Below are 18,045 nucleotides of genomic sequence, written 5' to 3' on the forward strand. Positions count from 1 at the left end.
CGGAGTCGTCCGCACGGCGACCGTACGAACCTGCGCGGAGGGAAACAGCTATCCAACCGATTTTCGTACGTGTACACGTGACACACCACAGCGTCTGCCTCACGTTCGACTTCGACGGTGTCTCCTCGTGGATTCACTCGTTCGACTCGCCGGACAGTCCGACGGAACTCTCTCGCGGTCTCTTCGGCGTCGACGTCGGCGCGCCCCGCGTTCTCGATCTCCTCGACGAGTACGACGTCGAGAGCACGTGGTTCACGCCCGGTCACACCATCGATAGCTTCCCCGAGCGAGCGGCGGAGGTGTGGAGTCGCGGTCACGACATCCAGCATCACGGCTGGTCGCACACCCGCCCTCGGCAGTACGAGTCGGAGGCCGCCGAGCGTGCAGACATCGAACGGGGCGTCGAGAGCATCGTCGACCTCACTGGCCGTCGCCCGACGGGCTATCGCTCGCCCTCGTGGGACTTCTCGACGCACACACTCGACATCCTACAGGACCTCGGATTCGAGTGGGATTCGAGTCAGATGGCGAACGATTTTACGCCGTACTACGTCCGCGACGGATGGGCCGCGCCCGCCGACGCTCCCTTCGAGCGCGGTGTCGAAACGGACGTGGTCGAAGTCCCCGTCTCGTGGCAACGCGACGACTTCCCGGCGTTCGCCTTCAGCCGCGAGCGTGGCTACGCGGACGAACGAGCAATCTTCCGGCAGTGGCGCGAGCAGTTCGACTGGATGGTCGACAACGTCGACGGCGGCGTCTTCGTCCTCACGATGCATCCGCAGGTCATCGGCCAGTCGCACCGACTCGCCCGACTGGAATCGTTCGTCGAACACGTCGCCGACACACCGAACGTCGCCTTCGAGACAGTCGAGACGGTTGTGGACCGTTTCGACTGACTCGGCTCTTCGACTGATTCGACTGGTTCGACCGATGCGACTCGTGACCTGCGCATCGAACAGCAAAAAATACGACCGCGGCGTCTTCTCGCAGCCCGTCAGTACCGGTGGCAGGCGACGATACGGTCCAGACCGTCCGGCGAGTCGAGTGCCGGGTCTTCGGTAGTGCAGATACTCGGGTCGACGAACGTGTCCGTCAGCAGCGTCGCCGCCTCGCGCCACGCACCCTCGGACGTAAGCGAGAGTGCTTCCTCGACTACGGTGCCCGATTCGCCGCTCGGAACGCCGTCGGGGAAGTACGTCTCCCGTGCGTCGGCCGTCCCGGCGTCGCGTGACTCGCGTTGCACCGCTCTGAGGAACCGTCGCACGTCCTCCCACGCCTCCTCGGAGAGCGCCAGTTCGCTCGGTGCGATGAGTTTCGGACAACGCGTGTGGAACCGACAGCCACTCGGCGGCGTAATCGGTGAGGGAACGTCGCCCGAGAGGGGTACCGTCTCTCGTTCGGCGCGCGGGTCCGGAACCGGAATCGCCGACAGCAGCGCCTGTGTGTAGGGATGTTTCGGCGACCGGAACAGGTCGTCTTTGTCGGCGAGTTCGACGAGTTCGCCGAGGTACATCACGGCGACGCGGTCACAGACGTGGCGGATGACGCTGAGGTCGTGACTGATGAAGAGGTAGGTGAGTCCGAACTCGTCTTGCAGGTCCTTCATCGTGTTGAGCACCTGCGCCTGTACCGACGCGTCGAGCGCCGACGTCGGTTCGTCGCAGACGATGAACTCGGGGTCTACCGAGAGCGCACGCGCGAGGTTGACACGTTGACGCTGGCCGCCGGAGAACTGGTGTGGATACCGGTTGTAGTGGTCGGCGTCGAGACCGACCGTCTCCAGCAGTTCCCGTGCCCGTCGCTCCTGTTCGCCGGGGTAGAGACCGTGCGCCTTCATCGGTTCCTCGACGATTTCGCCGACGGTCATCCGCGGGTCGAGCGACGCCTGTGGGTCCTGAAAGACGAACTGCATCCGCTTTCGCGACTGCCGAAGCTCTTCTCCCGACATCTCTGCGAGGTTCTTCCCGTCGAAGACGATGTCGCCCTCGGTCGGTTCGACGAGTCGGAGGAGCGTCCGAGCGAGCGTCGACTTGCCACAGCCAGACTCACCGACCAGCCCGATGGTCTCCCCGCGTCGAATGTCGAAGTCGACGCCGTCGACGGCGCGGACGTACTCCCGGTCGACCGTAATCGGGAGCAGTCCACCGTGCCGGTCGATTCGGAGACGGCTGAGAAATCCGTCCGTCGCGTCGAAGTACTTCTTCAGTCCGCGGACTTCGAGGAGTGGCTCCGCATCGGTTCGCTGTCGGTCCGTGTCCGTCTCGACACCGCCGTCGTCGAGTACCGACTGTTCCGTGGGCGTCTCTCGACTGCCATCGTGCTCAGTCTGGTTCGCACCGTTGTCGAGCGGTTCGCTCTCCCAGTAGCCGTCGTCGGCGAACGCGTCGTTCTTCAGACACGCCGCTCGGTGCGGCGACGAGTCGTCGCCCGACTCCACGAGACGGGTGTCGGGGTGTGTCCGGACGCAGGCTTCGCGCGCGTCGGGGCACCGGTCGTGGAACCGGCAGCCACTGGGCGGGTTGATGGCTTCGGGCATGATGCCCGTGATGGGCGACAGGCCGTCGACGTCGCGGTCGGGTCGGGGAATCGAACCGAGGAGTGCCTCGGTGTACGGATGTCGCGTCTCGTGGAACAGTTCGTCGACCGACGCCTGTTCGACGATTTCGCCGAGATACATCACGCTGACGCGGTCACAGATTTCGGCGACGACGCCCATGTCGTGCGTGACCCAGATGAACGATGTCTCGTATCGGGTCGTGAGCTCTTTGACGAGGTCGAGAATCTGCGCCTCGACGGTGACGTCGAGTGCCGTCGTCGGTTCGTCGGCGACGATGAGACTCGGTTCGCAGGCGAAGGCCATCGCGATGAGGACGCGCTGGCGCATCCCGCCGGAGAACTCGTGCGGATAGTCGTCCATCCGTCGTTCTGCCTCCGGAATGCCGACCTCACGGAGGCGGTCGACGGCAATCTGCGCCGCCTCGTCCCGTGAGACGTTCCGGTTGAGTTGGATGATCTCGCTCAACTGCTCGCCGATGGTGAAGACGGGGTTGAGACTCTCCGTGGGGTCTTGGAAGATCATCGCAATCTCTCTGCCCCGAATGCGCTCTCGAATCTCGCGACTGGAGAGCATCTCCGGTGCGCGGTGTGGTTCCGCGCCGGGGTCGTCACTCGTCTCGACATCGAGGAGCAGGTCGTCTTTGAACCGAATCTCGCCGTTGACGATCCGTCCCGGCGCGTCTATCAGCCGCATGATGCTCCGCGCGGCGACGCTCTTGCCCGCGCCGCTCTCGCCGACGAGACCGAGTACTTCGCCGCGCTGTACTTCGAACGAGATACCGTCGACGGCCCGAATCGTTCCCTCTTCGGTGACGAAGTGCGTTTGCAGGTCGCGGACGGTGAGTAACGTATCAGACATGAGTTGGGTGAGTCGGGGATAGGGCGGTTCGTGAGTGAGGTGCCTCTGTAGTGACTTCGTTTTCGAGTTCGGGGCGCTCGCTCGCGTCGACTGACTCGGTGTCGGTGTCGACGGCCCTGTCGAGCGTGCGCGACGGACTCGGCGAACTAGACGGACCGGCCCGTGTGCCCTGACTGCTCTGAGTGCCCTGACACGGGCCGCGTCTCGCCGAGTGTGTGGTCTCTCGATACATGGTCAGTCGTTCGACCGTGGGTCGATTGCGTCGCGTAGCCCGTCGCCGAGCATGTTGAACCCGATGACGGTCACGAGGATGGCGATGCCCGGCCAGATGCTGAACCACGGGTTGACGATCATGTACTGTCGCGATTGCGCGAGCATCTGTCCCCACGAGGGCGTCGGAGGCTGAACACCGAACCCAAGGAAGGACAGCGAGGCGACGATGAGGATGTTCACGCCGACTTGGAGCGTCGACTGGACGAGCACTGGCGCTAAACTGTTCGGGATGATGTGCCGGAAGATGATGTGTCGGTCACGCACGCCGGCGGCCTTCGCCGCCTCGACGTACTCCATCTCGCGAACGCTCAGCACCTGCGACCGAATCAGTCGCGTGAACACCGGAATCGTCGTAATCGACACGCCGACGATGGCGATGCCCAGTTCGCGGCCGAACGCGGACATGATGGCGATGACGAGGATGAGGAACGGAATCGCGTACAGCGACTCGACGAACCGCTGGAGCACGTCGTCGACCCAGCCACCGTAGTAGCCCGAGACTGCACCGATGACCGTGCCGAGGGTCATCCCGATGCCCGTCGCGAGCAGGCCGACCTGCACCGCGATTCGGGTCCCGTAGACGAGTCTGACCAAGATGTCGCGGCCCCGGTGGTCGGTGCCGAGCGGGTGTGCCCAGTTACCCGCGCCGAACTCGTTTTCGATACCGATCGGTGGGAGCAGAATTTCGCCCCCGGAAGGGTCGTTCTCGGGGTGGTACCAGAACGTCGCCGCGAACTGGTAGTCGAAGATGTCCGCGTCGATGGTCGTCAACAGTGCGACGAGCGTCACGATACCGATGACGTAGAGTCCGGCGCGCGAAGCGGAGTTTCGCTTCAGTTGGCGAAACGCCTGCGCCGAGCGCGAGACGGCCGTCCGTTCTTCCGTCGACGACCCGACTCGGGTGGACTCGCCGGCCGGAACCGTCGAGTCACTCATCGGCACCACCGTAGGAGATACGCGGGTCGATGACCGCGTACAGTACGTCGACGACCAGTACACCGAGGACGAACATGATGGCGAAGAAAATCGTCGTGCCCATGATCAGTTGGTAGTCTTGTGCCCGGACGGCCGTGATGATGAGGTTGCCCATTCCGTTGATGTTGAAGACGGTTTCAGTGAGCACCGCGCCACCGAGGGCGGTGGTGATCTGAATCCCGATTACGGTGAGCACCGGCAGTTGTGCGTTCTTGAACGCCTGCTTGCGGAGAATCGTCCGCTCGGAGATACCGTAGGCGCGGGCGAGTTGGACGTAGTCTTTGTTGAGCACTTCGAGCATCGACGAACGCTCGATGCGCGTGATAGCCGCCATCTGGAGCGTCCCCAGCGTTATCGACGGCAGGATGAGGTGCGACGCCGACGTCGCGAGGACGTCCAGCCGAGAGGTGGCCCCTTCGACAGACCCGGGCGGTGCCCACGGCATGACGAGTCCGCTCGGCGGCAACAGGTTCGTGTAGTAGGCGAACACGATGATGAGCAGCAACCCGACCCAGAAACTCGGCGTACTGACGCCGACGAGCGACGTGATACGTGCCAGATGGTCGTAGCGGTTGTTGCGATTCTTCGCAGCGAAGACGCCGAGTGGGATGGCCGTTCCGATTGCGAGCGTGAAACTCGACACGAGCAACAGCAGCGTCACGGGAAGCCGCTCCAGAATCTTCGCCGTGACCGGCACGCCGCCGTAGTGGATGCTCGTTCCGAAGTCACCGGTCGCGATTGCGGCGAGATACTTCACGTACCGGACGTACAGCGGTTGGTCGAGTCCGTACTGGACACGCGCGGCTTCGATAGCCGCGGCGTCGGCACTCGGCCCGACGAGGATGCGCACCGGGTCGCCGGGGATGGAGTTGATGAGGACGAACGTGACCGTGACGACGAACCACAGCACGGGGACGATTTGGAGCAACCGTCGACCGATGTAACCGGCTGTCGTCATAGGTAGTGTGGATGGGGAGTGCGCATTTAGCGTTTGTTAGTGTCGGGGTGTGCTCACGTGACTCACGCTACTTGTCGACCGAGACGTTGTTGTAGCTGGTGACGAGTCGCGGGTTCTGTGGCGACACCGGGTGCACCTGAAAGTCCTTGACGGACGACTTCACGCCGTAGGAGTTCTTGTAGTTGAACGCCGGGAGGTGCACTTTGTCCTCCAAGAGCGTCCCGATCGCAGACTGGTAGAGCTGTTGGCGCTCGGCCCGGTCGGTCGACTCTCTGGCACCCTTTATCTGCTCCATCACCTCGTCGTTCTTGTAGTAGACGCCCTGGTTCACGCCCTCCGACTCCTCGTGGAACAGGTTGAACATGAAGTCGTCGGGGTCGGGGTAGCGGACCCACCCGAGGACGTAGATGTTGTAATCGGAGGCGTTGCCGGTGTAGGCCTGACTGAGCATGGCGCCCCAGTCGAGGCGTTCGACGTGCGCTTCGTAGCCGGCCTCCTTGATTCCGTTTGCGATGGAGAGACCGATGTTCTCGCGGTTGTCGTCCGGCGGAACGATGATCTTCGCGTCCCAGTCGGCGGGGACGCCCGCCTCCTCGAACAACGACGTCGCCTGTTCAACGTCTTTGTCGTTGGGGTACTGCTTCCACTGGTCCAGCGGCATGTCCCACTCTTCGACCATCGGACCCGGAAGCGGCCCGTACTGGCGAAGGCCAGCGGGTGCGATGTACCGCTCGACGGCGTCGTCCATCGAGAAACTGTAGTCGATGGCCTCACGGACCCGCTTGTCGGCGGTCGGCCCCTCGTTGCAGTTGAACGCGACGTAGAAGTAGCCGACACTCTCGACCGCAGAGATACTCGTGTCTTGGGCGCTCTCGACCGAGTCCCACAGTTTCGGCGGAATCGTCTCGATGACGTCCACCTCTCCGGTCTTCAGGTTGGTGACACGGGTCGTCGACTCCCCGATAGGAGTGAACTCGACACCGGCGACGTTCGGCGTCTCCTCGCCCCAGTAGTCGTCCCAGCGTTCGAGCGTGACGTAGTTGCTCTCCTCCCACTCGACGAACTTGAACGGCCCGGACCCGATAGGCTGTGTCGTGCTGAACGCCTCTTTGTCCTCCTCGCGCACTGCCTTGGGGACGACTTGGTGGGTGAGGACGTGTTGGAACATCGCGTAGGGGTTCGCGAGGTCGAACTGGACCGTCGTGTCGTCGATGGCCTCGGCCGAGTCGATGACGCTGAAGATGCCCAACAGCGGCGTCTCCTCTTCGATGGGTGCGAGAAACGAGTACGCGACGTCTTCGGCGGTCACGGGGTCGCCGTTGTGGAACGTCGCGTCCTCGACGATGTCGACGATGTACCGCGTGTTGTCTCGCTCGATAGTCGGCATGTCCGTCGCCAGATTCGGCACGACGTCCGTCCCTTCACCGTAGGTGTAGAGTTGACTGAACACGCGGTTCGCGACGAGTGCGTCCGGGTTCGACAGTTGGGTGATGGGGTCGAACCGAACCGGGTTCAGCGACTGGCCGATGTTTATGGTCGCACTCGAACTGCCGCCGGACCCCTGTGCGTCGGTGCCGGTACTGCCACTGCCGCCGTCACCACTGGCGTTTCCGTCGCCTCCATCTCCCGAGTTCGAGGTACACCCGGCGAGGAGTACGGGCATCGACACACCGGTCGCTTTCAGTAGGCTTCTCCGTGAGACATTATCTCTCATTATGGGTGTCGGAGCATTTCGGTACACCGATGTTAAATCCTCTTTTTGCGGCAATACACACGTCAACGTGACGAATCAGTGTCTGGAGGGCGAACGACTATATACCAGAACTGTGCGTATCTGGCTATGGACTCAACGGAGTCACAGTCGCTCCTAGCGGAGATGACGTGGCAGGAAGCCGAACTCGCGTTCGACGAGGCGGATTTCGTCGTGTTACCGTGTGGTGCGACAGAACAGCACTCGACGCATCTCCCGACGTCGGTCGACACCATCCGCGCGAAGCATCTGACCGCGGAACTCGCCGACGCGGCGTCGGAGTACGACCTCGATTTGCTCGTCCTCCCGGTGCTTCCGTACGGCTACTCGGAACATCACCTCAACTACTCGGGAACGGTCTCGGTCGGTGCCGACACGTACCAGGAGATAATCATCGATATCGGCAGGTCGGTGCAGCGACACGGGGCGACGCGGTTTCTCGTCACGAACTTCCACGCCGGGAATATCGAGCCACACAAACTCGCACTCGACAGACTCCAACGAGACCACGACCTCGACTCGTACTACGTCCACTGGACCGACTTCGCCCGTGAGCGGTTAGAAGAGCGGTTCGGAAGCGAGTGGGGACACGCCGGCGAATACGAGACGAGCGTCATCGAACACTATCGCCCCGAACTCGTCCACGCCGAGCGTAAGACGCCACAGACGAAGAAGAATCGGTACGAGGTCCGCCAGTACAGTCACTTCGACGACTTGACCGTCGAAGGAGGACTCGGTGACCCGACGCAGTCCGACCCGGTGTTCTTGGCCGAGGTCATAGAGGAGACGACCGACGACATCTTGGGCCATCTCCGCTCGGAACGCGAGTAACGACCCGACGACCAACGACCGGCCGACGAACGGACTGACAACCACTCACCACTCTCCGCTCGCTGTGTCGTCGAAACGAGAGACTGAGATGAGAAGCGAGAGGGAGACTACAACGTGAGGTGGAAGGGTGGCTCTGTTTCTGCGGGCAGTGGTGTCTCGTACTCACCGGGAACCGACGTCTCGAACTCTTCGTGGGCCGCGGCCAGCAACTCGTCGTCGGTCAGTAAGTCGAGCGTCGTCGCCGCGAGCACTTTCGCCGCGTACACCGCCGCCTTCGGCCCGAAGCTCCCGTTAGACGCGACGGCTTGCCACGTGTGTGAGGGCGTTCCGACGGGCCACGACGCCGCCCAGAACTGCGCAGTCGGCGTTATCCAACTCACGTCGCCGACGTCCGTCGACCCTTTGAGCACGGTGTCGACGTCGTAGGAGGGTTGGGCCTCGGGATACAGCACAGACGACCGAGCCTCCGCTCGTGGGCCTTCGGGGAGTTGTGCTGTTCGGGCGTCGACTGTCTCGGGTGACAGCGTCTCTTGGAGCTCTGCTGCGAACGCACGGTCCTCCTCGGTGTACGGAATCGGACCGGCACGTCGCATGTTCTCCAGCACTCTGTCGGAGAGCACGTGGTTCGCGACGTAGTCGTAACAGCCAGTGTGGAACTGTCGTTCGACGTCCGTCTGCGTCATGAGGGCGGCCCCCTCGGCGACGTCGTCGAGCCAGTCGGTGATGCGGTCGACTTCCGCTCGAGTCGGCGCTCGGACGTAGTACCACGCCGTCGCTTCGGCGGGAACGACGTTCGGTGCGCCGCCGCCGTCCGGAATCGTGTAGTGGAGTCGGGCGTCGTCGGAGAGATGCTCGCGCATGAACTCCGCGCCGGTGTTGAGGAGTTCGACGGCGTCGAGCGCGCTTCGTCCCGACTCGGGGCTGTCGGCGGCGTGAGCCGACTCGCCAGTGAAGTTGTACTCCACGGAGTTCATCGCGAGTGTCTGGGCCATGAACGGCGCGCTCAGGTGACTCGGATGCCACGTCAGTGCGGCGTCTAACTCGTCGAACGCACCGGCACGCGCCATGAAGACCTTTCCGACGAGTATCTCCTCCGCGGGACAGCCGAAGAACGTCACCGTCCCGTCGAGATGCTCGTCGTCGATAGCCTCCTTGACGGCGAGTGCAGCGCCGACACCGGCCGCCCCGAAGAGGTTGTGCCCACAGCCGTGACCGGGGGCACCGGCTTCGACCGGTTCTCGCGTCGACGACACCGTCTGTGACAGACCGGGGAGTGCGTCGTACTCACCGAGGATACCGATGTGCGGGTCGCCGTCTCCGTAGGTCGCACTGAACGCCGTCGGCATCCCACCGAGGCCCTCTGTGACGTCGAAGCCCGCCTCGGCCAGTTCGGTCGAGAGCAACTTCGCAGACTCCGTCTCGTGCAGGCCGAGTTCGGGGTTCTCCCACAGTACTTCGGTAAGCGAGGTAATCCTCGGTTTTAGCGACTCGACACGCTCGAACACGCTGTCGTGGTTCATTGAATCTCACGGAGCAAATCTGGAGTCTGTACAATAAGTGTTTGGTAGCGGGTGACGTATGGTGGTCTTTCACGGTGATAACTACAGATACGGGAGAGACGAATCGGCTCGACGGTTTCGGAACCGTCGACGAAGCGCGTAGTACAGCCGCTCTTCGCGGCGTCGAACCTCTCTGAGTGTCCGTGGACGACATCCATGCGAGCGATGGAGTGGTTGGCACGAAACTGAGCCATTGGTCTTCAGCAGTTGTCTCGTGGGTGATTGTCACCGTCGCGCGCGTAGTTCGCTAGAGGGAACCGCAGATTCGGGAGAGACGAAAGTACTATGTGTGGAGTTACCAATAGACAGTCGATGGTTACCAACACGACGGACCGGACCCTGAAGACGACAATTATGACCTTCAGGGTCGTCGAATTGCTCAAGGCACGAGATGGAGCAGGTGTGACCGAAGTCGCTCACGAACTCGACATCGCACCGAGTACTGCACACAACCACTTGAGTACGTTAGAAGCACAGCAGTACGTCGTCAAAGAGGGAGATACGTACCATCTCGGTCTTCGATTCATCGGTCTGGGAAACTTCGTTCGGACGCGGAAACAAGGATTTGGGAAAGCCGAACACTACACGACGGTGCTCTCGGAGGAGTCCGAGTGTCGCTCGATATTCACCGCAGAAGAGCACGGGCGCGGCGTGTACATCCACACAGCGCCCGGAAAACACGGCGTCTGGACGCAGTCGACGGTCGGAAAACGAGTCTATCTCCACTCTACGGCGAGCGGCAAAGCTATCCTCGCACACATGCCCCGAGAGCGAGTCGAGGAGATCGTCGAGCAGGTAGGACTTCCGCGGGAGACAGAACAGACGATAGACGACCAAGCAGACCTGTTCGCCGAACTCGAAACGGTCAGAGAGCGAGGATACGCGACGAACGTCGAAGAGCAAATCGAAGGCGTCCGGGCGATTGGAGCGCCCGTCTTGCAACCCGACGGAAGCGTATTCGGCGCGCTCAGCGTCGCAGGACCGTCGAATCGGATGAAAGGGGCTCGATTCGACGAACTGACCGAAATCCTTCTGGGTATCGCGAACGAACTCGAACTGAGTATCGCTCTCTCGTGAGTCGAGCAGAGAATTTCTCTGAATCCATTCCAACCATTACAGATGTAAGGTTGTAATATCACTCCAACTCGTTCACTGAACCACCGACCTCACCGAACGGTACGGGTGTCAGTGACGTCGACGACGATTCGGAAGAGACGAAGCGAATCCGTCACTCCGATGAGTCCACAAACAGAGTGACTTCCCCGAACAGATATCTAATGATTTATATCGAATTTCGATGGCAACTCCACAGGGTTCTGAGCGCGAAGAGCCCATCGGCCTATAAGATTTCCATCTGCCGGTTTCTTCGCCAGCGTTGATAACGTGAGTTACTGCCTATATTCGCTCTGTAGTCGATTAATGCATTAAATAATATAAGAATGAAAACCTATACACTATAACTGGAATTTGCTAGACAGAATACTCATCAAAGTAGAATATCTAGCTGATAGTCGTAGGTATGATCTTTGACCGACATCATACACAAATTAGCTTAGATAGATTCGCGGGCGATCAGGGTGGTCTGCAGAGGTGGGGTGCGTTCCATGTTCCTTGCTAACTCAAAACGTAAAGGGGAGGGTGAATTGAGACATACACCGAGATGATACAAAGATGAATCACAACGACTTCGTCGTCGACGGGATACGGTTGATTGTGGTCTACAGCGCATCACGGAGCCGCGTATGAGCTACCGTGTACCAGCGGTGCCAAACATTCATTGACCGACCCGCAGTAAATCCGTACAATGGTTCAAGGCGGCCCGATTGTCCAAATCGGCGTGATTCTTCTCTCGATACTGGGTCTGTGGATTGGTGCGCGGTTCTTAGTCGATGCCGTCGTACGGTTGGCTCGACGGTTCGGGCTCTCGGATCTCACGATCGGGCTGACTATCGTTGCGATGGGAACATCGACACCAGAGCTCGCGGTTTCGGTCGATGCTGCGCTCAAGGGTGCAGGTAATATCGCGGTTGCAAACGTCCTCGGCTCGAACATCTACAATCTGGCGTTTATTCTGGGCGTGATATCGCTGCTGAAGGTGATTCCAGTCGAAAAATCGCTTATTCATCGTGATGGCTTCGCTCTACTGGCAAGCACCCTCGTCGGTGGAATCGCAATTTTCGACCTCCAGATTACGAGGTTCGAGGGAACGCTCTTAGCGGGAGTGTTCGTCGCCTATACGGTCTATCTACTCCGCGCCAACCAGTCGGACTCGACGGTAACCACCAGTCAGTCACCCGAAGGGGGGGTGACCAGCCCAGTGACCGAGCGTGTGAACTTTCGCGGGCGTGACTTCGGACTTCTCCTGGGTGGACTAGCGCTGGTACTGGTGAGCGGCGACTACATGGTGGCAGCCGCTTCGGAGCTGGCCCGCAGCGTCGGTATCTCCGAGTGGGTAATCGGCGGGACGATCGTCGCAGCGGGTACGTCGACACCGGAGTTCGCCGTATCGCTGATGGCACTCCAGCGAGGGAGCCTTGGCGTCTCGGTCGGAAACGTCGTCGGCAGCAACATCTACAATGTCACGGGAATCTTGGGTGTCGCAGCGGTCGTTAATCCTCTCGTAGTGAGTAGCCTGGCACTGGAGACGTTAGCATGGTTGGCTGGAATCTCTCTTCTGATGGTTGCCGCCCTCTGGACGGGACGAATCCTCTCTCGGTTGGAAGGTGCCTTACTTGCCACCTCTGAAATTGCTCGCTGGATTCTCGGTTTGCTTGGATTGGTCGGATAACCTATCTCGAACCCGGGGTGCACCGACCGAGTGACGGTTCTCGCCCGGAGTCTGACTCATGAAACCCGGACGGACGAGGTACCGTGTCGTCAGTCGAAATTGAGAAACGAGATAGCAGCTACTGGAAGAAGAATCAACCACCTGAGCAGCAATACAGGATTTGAGATGGTCGATTTCGACCACCGACTGCTCCTCTGTTCCACTTTGTCCAGGTGTCAAGCTGACGTTACAGATTCCGACTACGTTGTCGCTCTCTGTCTGACATAGAGGAACGACGACGGTTTACCGATGACCCACGAATCGGCCGTTAGATGAACTCGAAGCGGTGGCTTCAACGTCATCAAGTCGGCGTCTATGCAGTCTTCGTTCTCCTCGCCGTTGGCGTCGGAATCGGTCGCTCGAACTCGGCGACGCTTTTCGAGCGACTCATCGACCCGATACTGGCCTCTCTGCTCTACGTCACGTTCCTCGAAATCCCGTTCGTCCGACTCCGTCGCGCATTCGCGAACGGGCGATTTGTTGCGGCAGCACTGGGTATGAACTTCCTCGTCGTCCCTATCGTCGTCTGGGGACTCACTCGGTTCCTCCCCCAACGACCAGCCATTCTCGTGGGTGCGTTGATGGTGCTTCTGACACCGTGTATCGACTACGTGATTACCTTCACCGAACTCGCCGACGGCGACTCCGAACAGATTACCGCGACGACCCCAGCCCTGATGCTCGTCCAACTGTTGTTGCTCCCGGCGTATCTGTGGCTGTTCATGGGTTCGGAAGTCGCGGAAGTCATCGAGCCGGGGCCGTTCGTCGAGGCGTTCTTGATAATCATCGCGCTCCCACTGACGCTCGCGTGGCTTACCGAAGTGTGGGCGGAACGGTCGTCGAGGGGTAACGCGTGGCAGGAGACGATGGGGTGGTTACCGGTTCCGATGATGGGCGCGACGTTGTTCGTCGTCATCGCGTCACAACTTCCCCGGGTACAGAGTTCGATTGCACAGATTGCAGTCGTCGTTCCGGTGTACGTCGCCTTCCTCGTCGTTATGCCAATACTCGGACGACTCGCAGCGGGAGTCTTGCAGATGGATGCCGGGGAGGGTAGGGCGCTCGTGTTCACGTCGGTCACCCGTAACTCGCTGGTCGTCCTCCCACTCGCACTTGCGCTTCCGGCAGGTTATCGACTGGCACCTGCGGTCGTCGTGACACAAACGCTCGTCGAACTGGTCGGGATGGTTACTCTGACGCGAGTCGTCCCGGCGTGGCTCGTACCGGACTCGCCGAAGCGACTCTCACTTTCCAGACTGACGAGTCGTAAGTGAGGTCTATGGGAACCGTGTCCTCGTGCAACGACCGAGAGACGAGAGAGCAACTGCCCAAAGAAGAGTCAACTAACAAAACTGCGATACAGGTCTCAGAATCCCAAAATCAGCTACCGCTTCTCGCGCTGATGAACCTTGTTCGGGTCTCGGACTGATGTTACAGATTTCGTCTACTTTGCCGCTTTCTCGACATCGGCCCCGACGATGGTCGCTTCTTCACCAAGTAGTGCGTAAGTTTAGAGTTCGTTCTCTTTCCACTGAACCAACTGTTGATGCCAATCAACGAACTCCTGAATCGTTCCCGCCGTCGTGCGTCTAATGCCCGCATCTTTCATCGTTGCGACGACGGTCTCGGCTAACTCTGCGACTGCGTTGTATAGCGTCTTCGGCTGAAGACGGTACTGGTGGGCTCCGATTGGATTTCCGACTAAGTCCTCCATAATCAGTCTGGTCTCCGAATCTACCGTTTCGAGCCGCCAATCAAGATACGCACATCCTCTATCCCCGCAAACACAACAAAATGGGTTTGCGCTTGCGGAGCCAGTCCTCTCGAATTCACTACTCATCTCAAACATCGATTTCACGGTATCCGATACGTCGAACTCATCCGGAATTCTCCGCTCTACACACAGTTCATCCCCGTTCAGATAGAGATGGACTCGGCCAATTACTGCAGAACCATACAGTCGTGTGCCCTCTCGAAAATCCACTCCTGCTTCGACGTAATCTAGTTTCTCTGTCTCGAATCGAATTGTTCTGAGCAGAGGCCTGTTGTTCATTTTAGAAGCAGTTACTAGAACGAGAGATAAATCTTATTAGCTAATTAGACAGTAGTGTTCAATATTCTCTCTCGAATGTTATATGCTACCGCTTCTCGCGCTTATGAACCTTGTTCAGTTCAATAACTCACGTAACACGGTCGCGTGTACTTTTCCGGTATCCAAGTATCCCTTCTGTGGTAGTTGGTGATCGTTCATCTCTCTCGCGTCCGAACAGTTGTGTTCACTCGTCGTTCGCAGTGCTCGTAAGGATTAGTTCGGTCGCCTCGTCGGGAGCGTCCCAATGAGGGTAATGCCCACTGTCCTCGAACCAGTACAACTGAGCGTTGGGGAACCTGTCCAGCGCGCGTTTTGCCTGCCTGGGCAGGGTAACTCGATCCTTGCGCCCCCATCCGATTACGACCGATCCCGGTGTGGAGTCCGTCCCCGGTTGGCTCGGGCCGAACGCCAACCGACGAAGTAGTTCGTCAAACGACGGCGAGTCGGCGAAGGTCCGCATCTCCTCCCGTGTGACCTCGGCGGAGAGGTCCCAGGGCCGTGCCGAGAGCTGAATCAGGAGCATGGTCCGACCGACGGCACTCCCCATCAGCCGGTCCATCACGGGTTGGAGGAGGCGAACGAGACGTATCGAGGGGGCGAGCGTCGCGTAGAAGAAGTACCGCTCCCACCCCTTCCAGAACCCACCGGGATCGAGTGCAACGGTTGTGCCGACCTCCCCGCGGCGCGCGAGTTCGAGGACGAGTCGCGCTCCCATCGAGTTGCCGACCACGTCGACGCCGGCGAGGTCGTTCGCATCGAGAAACGAAGTGACGGCATCGGCAAGGGTGTCGATGGATACTTCACCGGAGAGCGCCGGCGTCTCCCCGTGACCCGGGAGGTCCACTGCGACGACTTCCCGTTCGGCGGCCAACCCGTCGAGGATGGGGGTCCACGTCCGCCAACTCCCGCCCAGTCCGTGGATCAAGAGTAACGGTTCACCGGACCCGCGACAGACGTGATTCATCTCCATACACTACTAGGGGGACTCCAGGGTTGTATCAGTTCGTGTACGAAATCGAAACTCGTCGTCGCGTGCCGCTCGCGGTTGTCCACGAACAGCGATTCTGCGTCAGGGGATGTTGGCCACTGAACGACATCTGATTGAACGGAATACGGTCGCAATCCGACCGTCTTGTCGAGGCCCCTCGGCAGGGACTCGATACCGCTGGCGTCCCTGACTCGTGAGTCGCCAGTCGAGCCCCGCCAGTCGATGAGTCAGGCAGTCGACCGACCGACGGTTGCGTCGGGGCCCAGCAGGAGGGTCCCGTCCAGTGACTCGAGGCCGATGTTGTACTCGTTAGCTCCGTAGATACAGGTACGTAAACGGGACGTCCGGGTCCCTACTACCTGCTTTCCCGCTGCTCTACCTTGTTCAACTCGATGAGTAACCGGAAAATCGCTTTCACCAGATTCGCGTCGACTTCGAACCGTTCGGCGTTCAGGCCAGCACGCTCCATCACTTTATCCTCCTGCGATTCGTCCGTCGTCGGCAGGTCTTGTTCGGCTTTGACCTGTGCGACGGTGTCGGCGACGTAGGTTCGCCGGGCGATGAGTTCGACGATTTCACGGTCGATGTCCTCTATCTCTTCGCGCAGTTCGTCCAGGCTCATGTCCTCCGGTCGTATCTCGGTCATCTCGTTCGTCTCGTTCTGTGTCATAGGGTTCGTGCTCCGTCGTTTCGTGTCGTCGTCTGCCACGTTGTTCCATCGCGTTCGTCCCAGCGTTTCTGCACGTCTTCCAGTCGCGCTCGTTCGCCGACGGCGACGACGCTCGGTCCGGTACCCGAAAGCGAGACACCGTCGACGCTCGGCATCGCCTCGACGGCGGGGTCCGTCGGAAATCCGAGGGCCGCCGAGAAGGCGAGACCGTTGACCGTCATCGCCTCGCCGTACCGGCCGTCGAGTGCGAGGTCGGCGACGAGGTGGGCCATCGGCGCGACCTGTTTGCAGCGGTCGACGTCGGCGTCGGCCGAGAACGCCTGTTCGGGCGGTGTCCAGACGAGGACGTCCCACTCGACCTGTTCGCGTGAGAGCAAGTCGTCCGTCTCGTTGTCGGTGACGGTGACGCCGCCGAGCATACTCGCCGTGGCGTCGTCGAACGCGCCGGTGACGGTGACGCCGACGTCGCGGGCCGCCTGCACGCCGATGCGACAGGCGTCTTCGCGGTCGATGTCGTCTGTGGCGTCCAGCGCCGAGAGCGTCGCCAGCACCGTCGCGTTCGCGGCCGCGCTGGAACTCTTGAGTCCCGAAGCCATCGGGAGGTCGCTCTCGGTTCGCACGTGTCCGCCCTGCCCGTCGCCGAACTCGTCGACGACGAGTTCGACACAGCGCTCAACGAGACGCGTGTCGGCGTCCGGCGAGTCGTCGATTTCGCCAGTGACTTCGTCGCTGCTGTCGAGTTCGACGCTCGCTCGCGTCTCGGCGTCGATGGCGAACGCCGACCCGACACCGGTAGCGAGAGCGTTCAGTACGGTTCCCGCCCCGAGGGCGGCCGCTCGGCCGTTCATACACTGAGACTGCCAACCATCGCAATAGGTGTGGCGGTCCCTGCCGTATTCGCGTCTCCGAGTCGGACCGCCGCGACGCTCCCGAGACGCGACGCTTTTCCCCACGCCCCCGGTAGCGTCGTACATGAGCGCACGCAACGACGTCGCCCCGAGCACGCTCGGCGTCGAACTCCGCGAGGAGGGTGTCGTCGTCGAGTATCTCGACGGCCGAACGACCCTCTACCGAGGTGTCCCCCGGACAGTCAGTGACACGCTGACGACGGGCCCCGGCAAGGAGACGCACATCCTCGTCACCGACCCGACGGAGACAGAGGGCGTGTTGATGTACGTCAACGACCTCAAGACGCACGACGACATCCTCGAACAGAGCGGTGTCGGCCGCGTCATCCTGAACGCCGACGAGGAAGAGGAGCTGTTCCCCGGCGTCACCGTCCACCGAATGGGAGGAATGCGCACCGAAGTCGCTGCCGACCCCGACGTGGCCCGTGGCCGCGTGTTCGTCTTCGTCGAGGACGACTGGGGCGAACAGAGCTACGAGTTCGTCGCCGACGCGTCCTAACCGTGGCGCTCCGCAAACAGTGGCGCACGTTGGACAGAGCGACTGTCGGGAAGGCTCCCGACCGCTTCGGTTACTACGAACTCGGCGACGCGGACGGAGCCGTCGTCGATAGCAGCGTCGGCGTCCTTCGGGACGCGCTGAAAGACGCCCTCTCCTACGGCAGTGCCAGCAAGGTGCGGTGGACAGAGGCGACGTCCCGAGAGCACGCCGAGCGACTGGCCGAGGAACACCGGTAACGCCGGGGCCGCGTCGAGTCACCTTCTACCGACTACCAACAGTACGACGGCGAGTCACTCGCGA

At 60.8% G+C, this 18,045-nt stretch carries 16 protein-coding genes; 7 read left to right on the forward strand and 9 right to left on the reverse strand.

What is annotated here, in order from left to right:
* Positions 1 to 77 precede the first annotated feature (77 nt).
* On the forward strand, positions 78 to 896 hold the full coding sequence (locus tag BM083_RS13445; protein WP_089869978.1) for a polysaccharide deacetylase family protein: 819 nt from the start codon (positions 78 to 80) through the stop codon (positions 894 to 896).
* Positions 897 to 994: 98 nt separating this feature from the next.
* On the opposite strand, the gene BM083_RS13450 is transcribed toward BM083_RS13445, so the two are convergent.
* The 4 genes from BM083_RS13450 to BM083_RS13465 form a co-directional block, all read right to left on the reverse strand.
* The gene (locus BM083_RS13450) at positions 995 to 3,415 is read right to left on the reverse strand and encodes a dipeptide ABC transporter ATP-binding protein (protein WP_089869979.1); all 2,421 of its coding nucleotides are present in this window, start codon (positions 3,413 to 3,415) and stop codon (positions 995 to 997) included.
* 234 nt (positions 3,416 to 3,649) lie between these two features.
* The gene (locus BM083_RS13455) at positions 3,650 to 4,624 is read right to left on the reverse strand and encodes an ABC transporter permease (protein WP_089869980.1); all 975 of its coding nucleotides are present in this window, start codon (positions 4,622 to 4,624) and stop codon (positions 3,650 to 3,652) included.
* Positions 4,617 to 5,621: an ABC transporter permease gene (locus tag BM083_RS13460; RefSeq protein ID WP_089869981.1), complete on the reverse strand. Its 1,005-nt coding sequence runs from the start codon at positions 5,619 to 5,621 to the stop codon at positions 4,617 to 4,619. The genes BM083_RS13455 and BM083_RS13460 overlap by 8 nt, the downstream gene beginning before the upstream one ends.
* Positions 5,622 to 5,688: 67 nt before the next feature.
* On the reverse strand, positions 5,689 to 7,284 hold the full coding sequence (locus tag BM083_RS13465) for an ABC transporter substrate-binding protein (RefSeq protein ID WP_245756892.1): 1,596 nt from the start codon (positions 7,282 to 7,284) through the stop codon (positions 5,689 to 5,691).
* Between the two features lie 213 nt (positions 7,285 to 7,497).
* On the opposite strand from BM083_RS13465, the gene BM083_RS13470 reads away from it, so the two are divergent.
* A complete protein-coding gene (locus BM083_RS13470; RefSeq protein WP_089870096.1) occupies positions 7,498 to 8,202 on the forward strand; it encodes a creatininase family protein in 705 nt (234 codons plus the stop codon).
* Positions 8,203 to 8,309: 107 nt separating this feature from the next.
* Here the strand turns inward: BM083_RS13470 and BM083_RS13475 are convergent, their stop codons facing one another.
* Positions 8,310 to 9,722, reverse strand: a complete 1,413-nt coding sequence (locus BM083_RS13475; RefSeq protein WP_089869983.1) for an amidohydrolase — start codon at positions 9,720 to 9,722, stop codon at positions 8,310 to 8,312.
* Positions 9,723 to 10,073: 351 nt separating this feature from the next.
* On the opposite strand from BM083_RS13475, the gene BM083_RS13480 reads away from it, so the two are divergent.
* The 3 genes from BM083_RS13480 to BM083_RS13490 all read left to right on the forward strand — a co-directional run bounded on the left by BM083_RS13480 (position 10,074) and on the right by BM083_RS13490 (position 13,862).
* The gene (locus BM083_RS13480; RefSeq protein ID WP_089869984.1) at positions 10,074 to 10,838 is read left to right on the forward strand and encodes an IclR family transcriptional regulator; all 765 of its coding nucleotides are present in this window, start codon (positions 10,074 to 10,076) and stop codon (positions 10,836 to 10,838) included.
* Positions 10,839 to 11,565: 727 nt separating this feature from the next.
* Positions 11,566 to 12,549, forward strand: a complete 984-nt coding sequence (locus BM083_RS13485) for a calcium/sodium antiporter (protein WP_089869985.1) — start codon at positions 11,566 to 11,568, stop codon at positions 12,547 to 12,549.
* Between the two features lie 311 nt (positions 12,550 to 12,860).
* Positions 12,861 to 13,862 carry an arsenic resistance protein gene (locus BM083_RS13490; protein ID WP_089869986.1) on the forward strand — a complete coding sequence of 334 codons (1,002 nt, stop codon included), beginning with the start codon at positions 12,861 to 12,863 and terminating at the stop codon, positions 13,860 to 13,862.
* A 236-nt stretch (positions 13,863 to 14,098) separates the two neighbouring features.
* On the opposite strand, the gene BM083_RS23670 is transcribed toward BM083_RS13490, so the two are convergent.
* The 4 genes from BM083_RS23670 to BM083_RS13510 all read right to left on the reverse strand — a co-directional run bounded on the left by BM083_RS23670 (position 14,099) and on the right by BM083_RS13510 (position 17,186).
* Positions 14,099 to 14,641, reverse strand: coding sequence for a hypothetical protein (locus tag BM083_RS23670; protein ID WP_089869987.1), 543 nt, complete (start codon positions 14,639 to 14,641; stop codon positions 14,099 to 14,101).
* Positions 14,642 to 14,864: 223 nt separating this feature from the next.
* Positions 14,865 to 15,650 carry an alpha/beta fold hydrolase gene (locus tag BM083_RS13500; RefSeq protein ID WP_009365753.1) on the reverse strand — a complete coding sequence of 262 codons (786 nt, stop codon included), beginning with the start codon at positions 15,648 to 15,650 and terminating at the stop codon, positions 14,865 to 14,867.
* A 373-nt stretch (positions 15,651 to 16,023) separates the two neighbouring features.
* Positions 16,024 to 16,338 carry a chorismate mutase gene (locus BM083_RS13505; protein WP_009365752.1) on the reverse strand — a complete coding sequence of 105 codons (315 nt, stop codon included), beginning with the start codon at positions 16,336 to 16,338 and terminating at the stop codon, positions 16,024 to 16,026.
* Entirely contained in the window at positions 16,335 to 17,186 is an 852-nt protein-coding gene (locus tag BM083_RS13510) for a shikimate kinase (protein WP_009365751.1), read from the reverse strand. Before BM083_RS13510 ends, BM083_RS13505 begins: the two co-directional genes overlap by 4 nt.
* A gap of 124 nt (positions 17,187 to 17,310) precedes the next feature.
* Between BM083_RS13510 and BM083_RS13515 the strand changes: the two genes are divergently transcribed.
* Together BM083_RS13515 and BM083_RS13520 are read left to right on the forward strand one after the other, a co-directional pair.
* The gene (locus BM083_RS13515; protein WP_089869988.1) at positions 17,311 to 17,745 is read left to right on the forward strand and encodes a DUF5796 family protein; all 435 of its coding nucleotides are present in this window, start codon (positions 17,311 to 17,313) and stop codon (positions 17,743 to 17,745) included.
* A gap of 2 nt (positions 17,746 to 17,747) precedes the next feature.
* Positions 17,748 to 17,981 (forward strand): DUF7508 domain-containing protein, encoded by a 234-nt coding sequence (locus BM083_RS13520; protein WP_089869989.1) that lies wholly within the window; start codon positions 17,748 to 17,750, stop codon positions 17,979 to 17,981.
* Positions 17,982 to 18,045: the final 64 nt, after the last annotated feature.

Source organism: Halogranum rubrum (genome assembly GCF_900114455.1).
GTDB lineage: Archaea > Halobacteriota > Halobacteria > Halobacteriales > Haloferacaceae > Halogranum > Halogranum rubrum.

Excerpts from the sequence above, each read along its gene's own strand:
- BM083_RS13455 (WP_089869980.1), bottom strand. The coding sequence starts at position 4,624 with ATGAGTGACTCGACGGTTCCGGCCGGCGAGTCCACCCGAGTCGGGTCG.
- BM083_RS13515 (WP_089869988.1), top strand. The coding sequence starts at position 17,311 with ATGAGCGCACGCAACGACGTCGCCCCGAGCACGCTCGGCGTCGAACTC.
- BM083_RS13505 (WP_009365752.1), bottom strand. The coding sequence starts at position 16,338 with ATGACACAGAACGAGACGAACGAGATGACCGAGATACGACCGGAGGAC.
- BM083_RS23670 (WP_089869987.1), bottom strand. The coding sequence starts at position 14,641 with ATGAACAACAGGCCTCTGCTCAGAACAATTCGATTCGAGACAGAGAAA.
- BM083_RS13490 (WP_089869986.1), top strand. The coding sequence starts at position 12,861 with ATGAACTCGAAGCGGTGGCTTCAACGTCATCAAGTCGGCGTCTATGCA.
- BM083_RS13460 (WP_089869981.1), bottom strand. The coding sequence starts at position 5,621 with ATGACGACAGCCGGTTACATCGGTCGACGGTTGCTCCAAATCGTCCCC.
- BM083_RS13465 (WP_245756892.1), bottom strand. The coding sequence starts at position 7,284 with ATGCCCGTACTCCTCGCCGGGTGTACCTCGAACTCGGGAGATGGAGGC.
- BM083_RS13510 (WP_009365751.1), bottom strand. The coding sequence starts at position 17,186 with ATGAACGGCCGAGCGGCCGCCCTCGGGGCGGGAACCGTACTGAACGCT.
- BM083_RS13500 (WP_009365753.1), bottom strand. The coding sequence starts at position 15,650 with ATGGAGATGAATCACGTCTGTCGCGGGTCCGGTGAACCGTTACTCTTG.
- BM083_RS13485 (WP_089869985.1), top strand. The coding sequence starts at position 11,566 with ATGGTTCAAGGCGGCCCGATTGTCCAAATCGGCGTGATTCTTCTCTCG.
- BM083_RS13450 (WP_089869979.1), bottom strand. The coding sequence starts at position 3,415 with ATGTCTGATACGTTACTCACCGTCCGCGACCTGCAAACGCACTTCGTC.
- BM083_RS13480 (WP_089869984.1), top strand. The coding sequence starts at position 10,074 with ATGGTTACCAACACGACGGACCGGACCCTGAAGACGACAATTATGACC.
- BM083_RS13475 (WP_089869983.1), bottom strand. The coding sequence starts at position 9,722 with ATGAACCACGACAGCGTGTTCGAGCGTGTCGAGTCGCTAAAACCGAGG.
- BM083_RS13470 (WP_089870096.1), top strand. The coding sequence starts at position 7,498 with ATGACGTGGCAGGAAGCCGAACTCGCGTTCGACGAGGCGGATTTCGTC.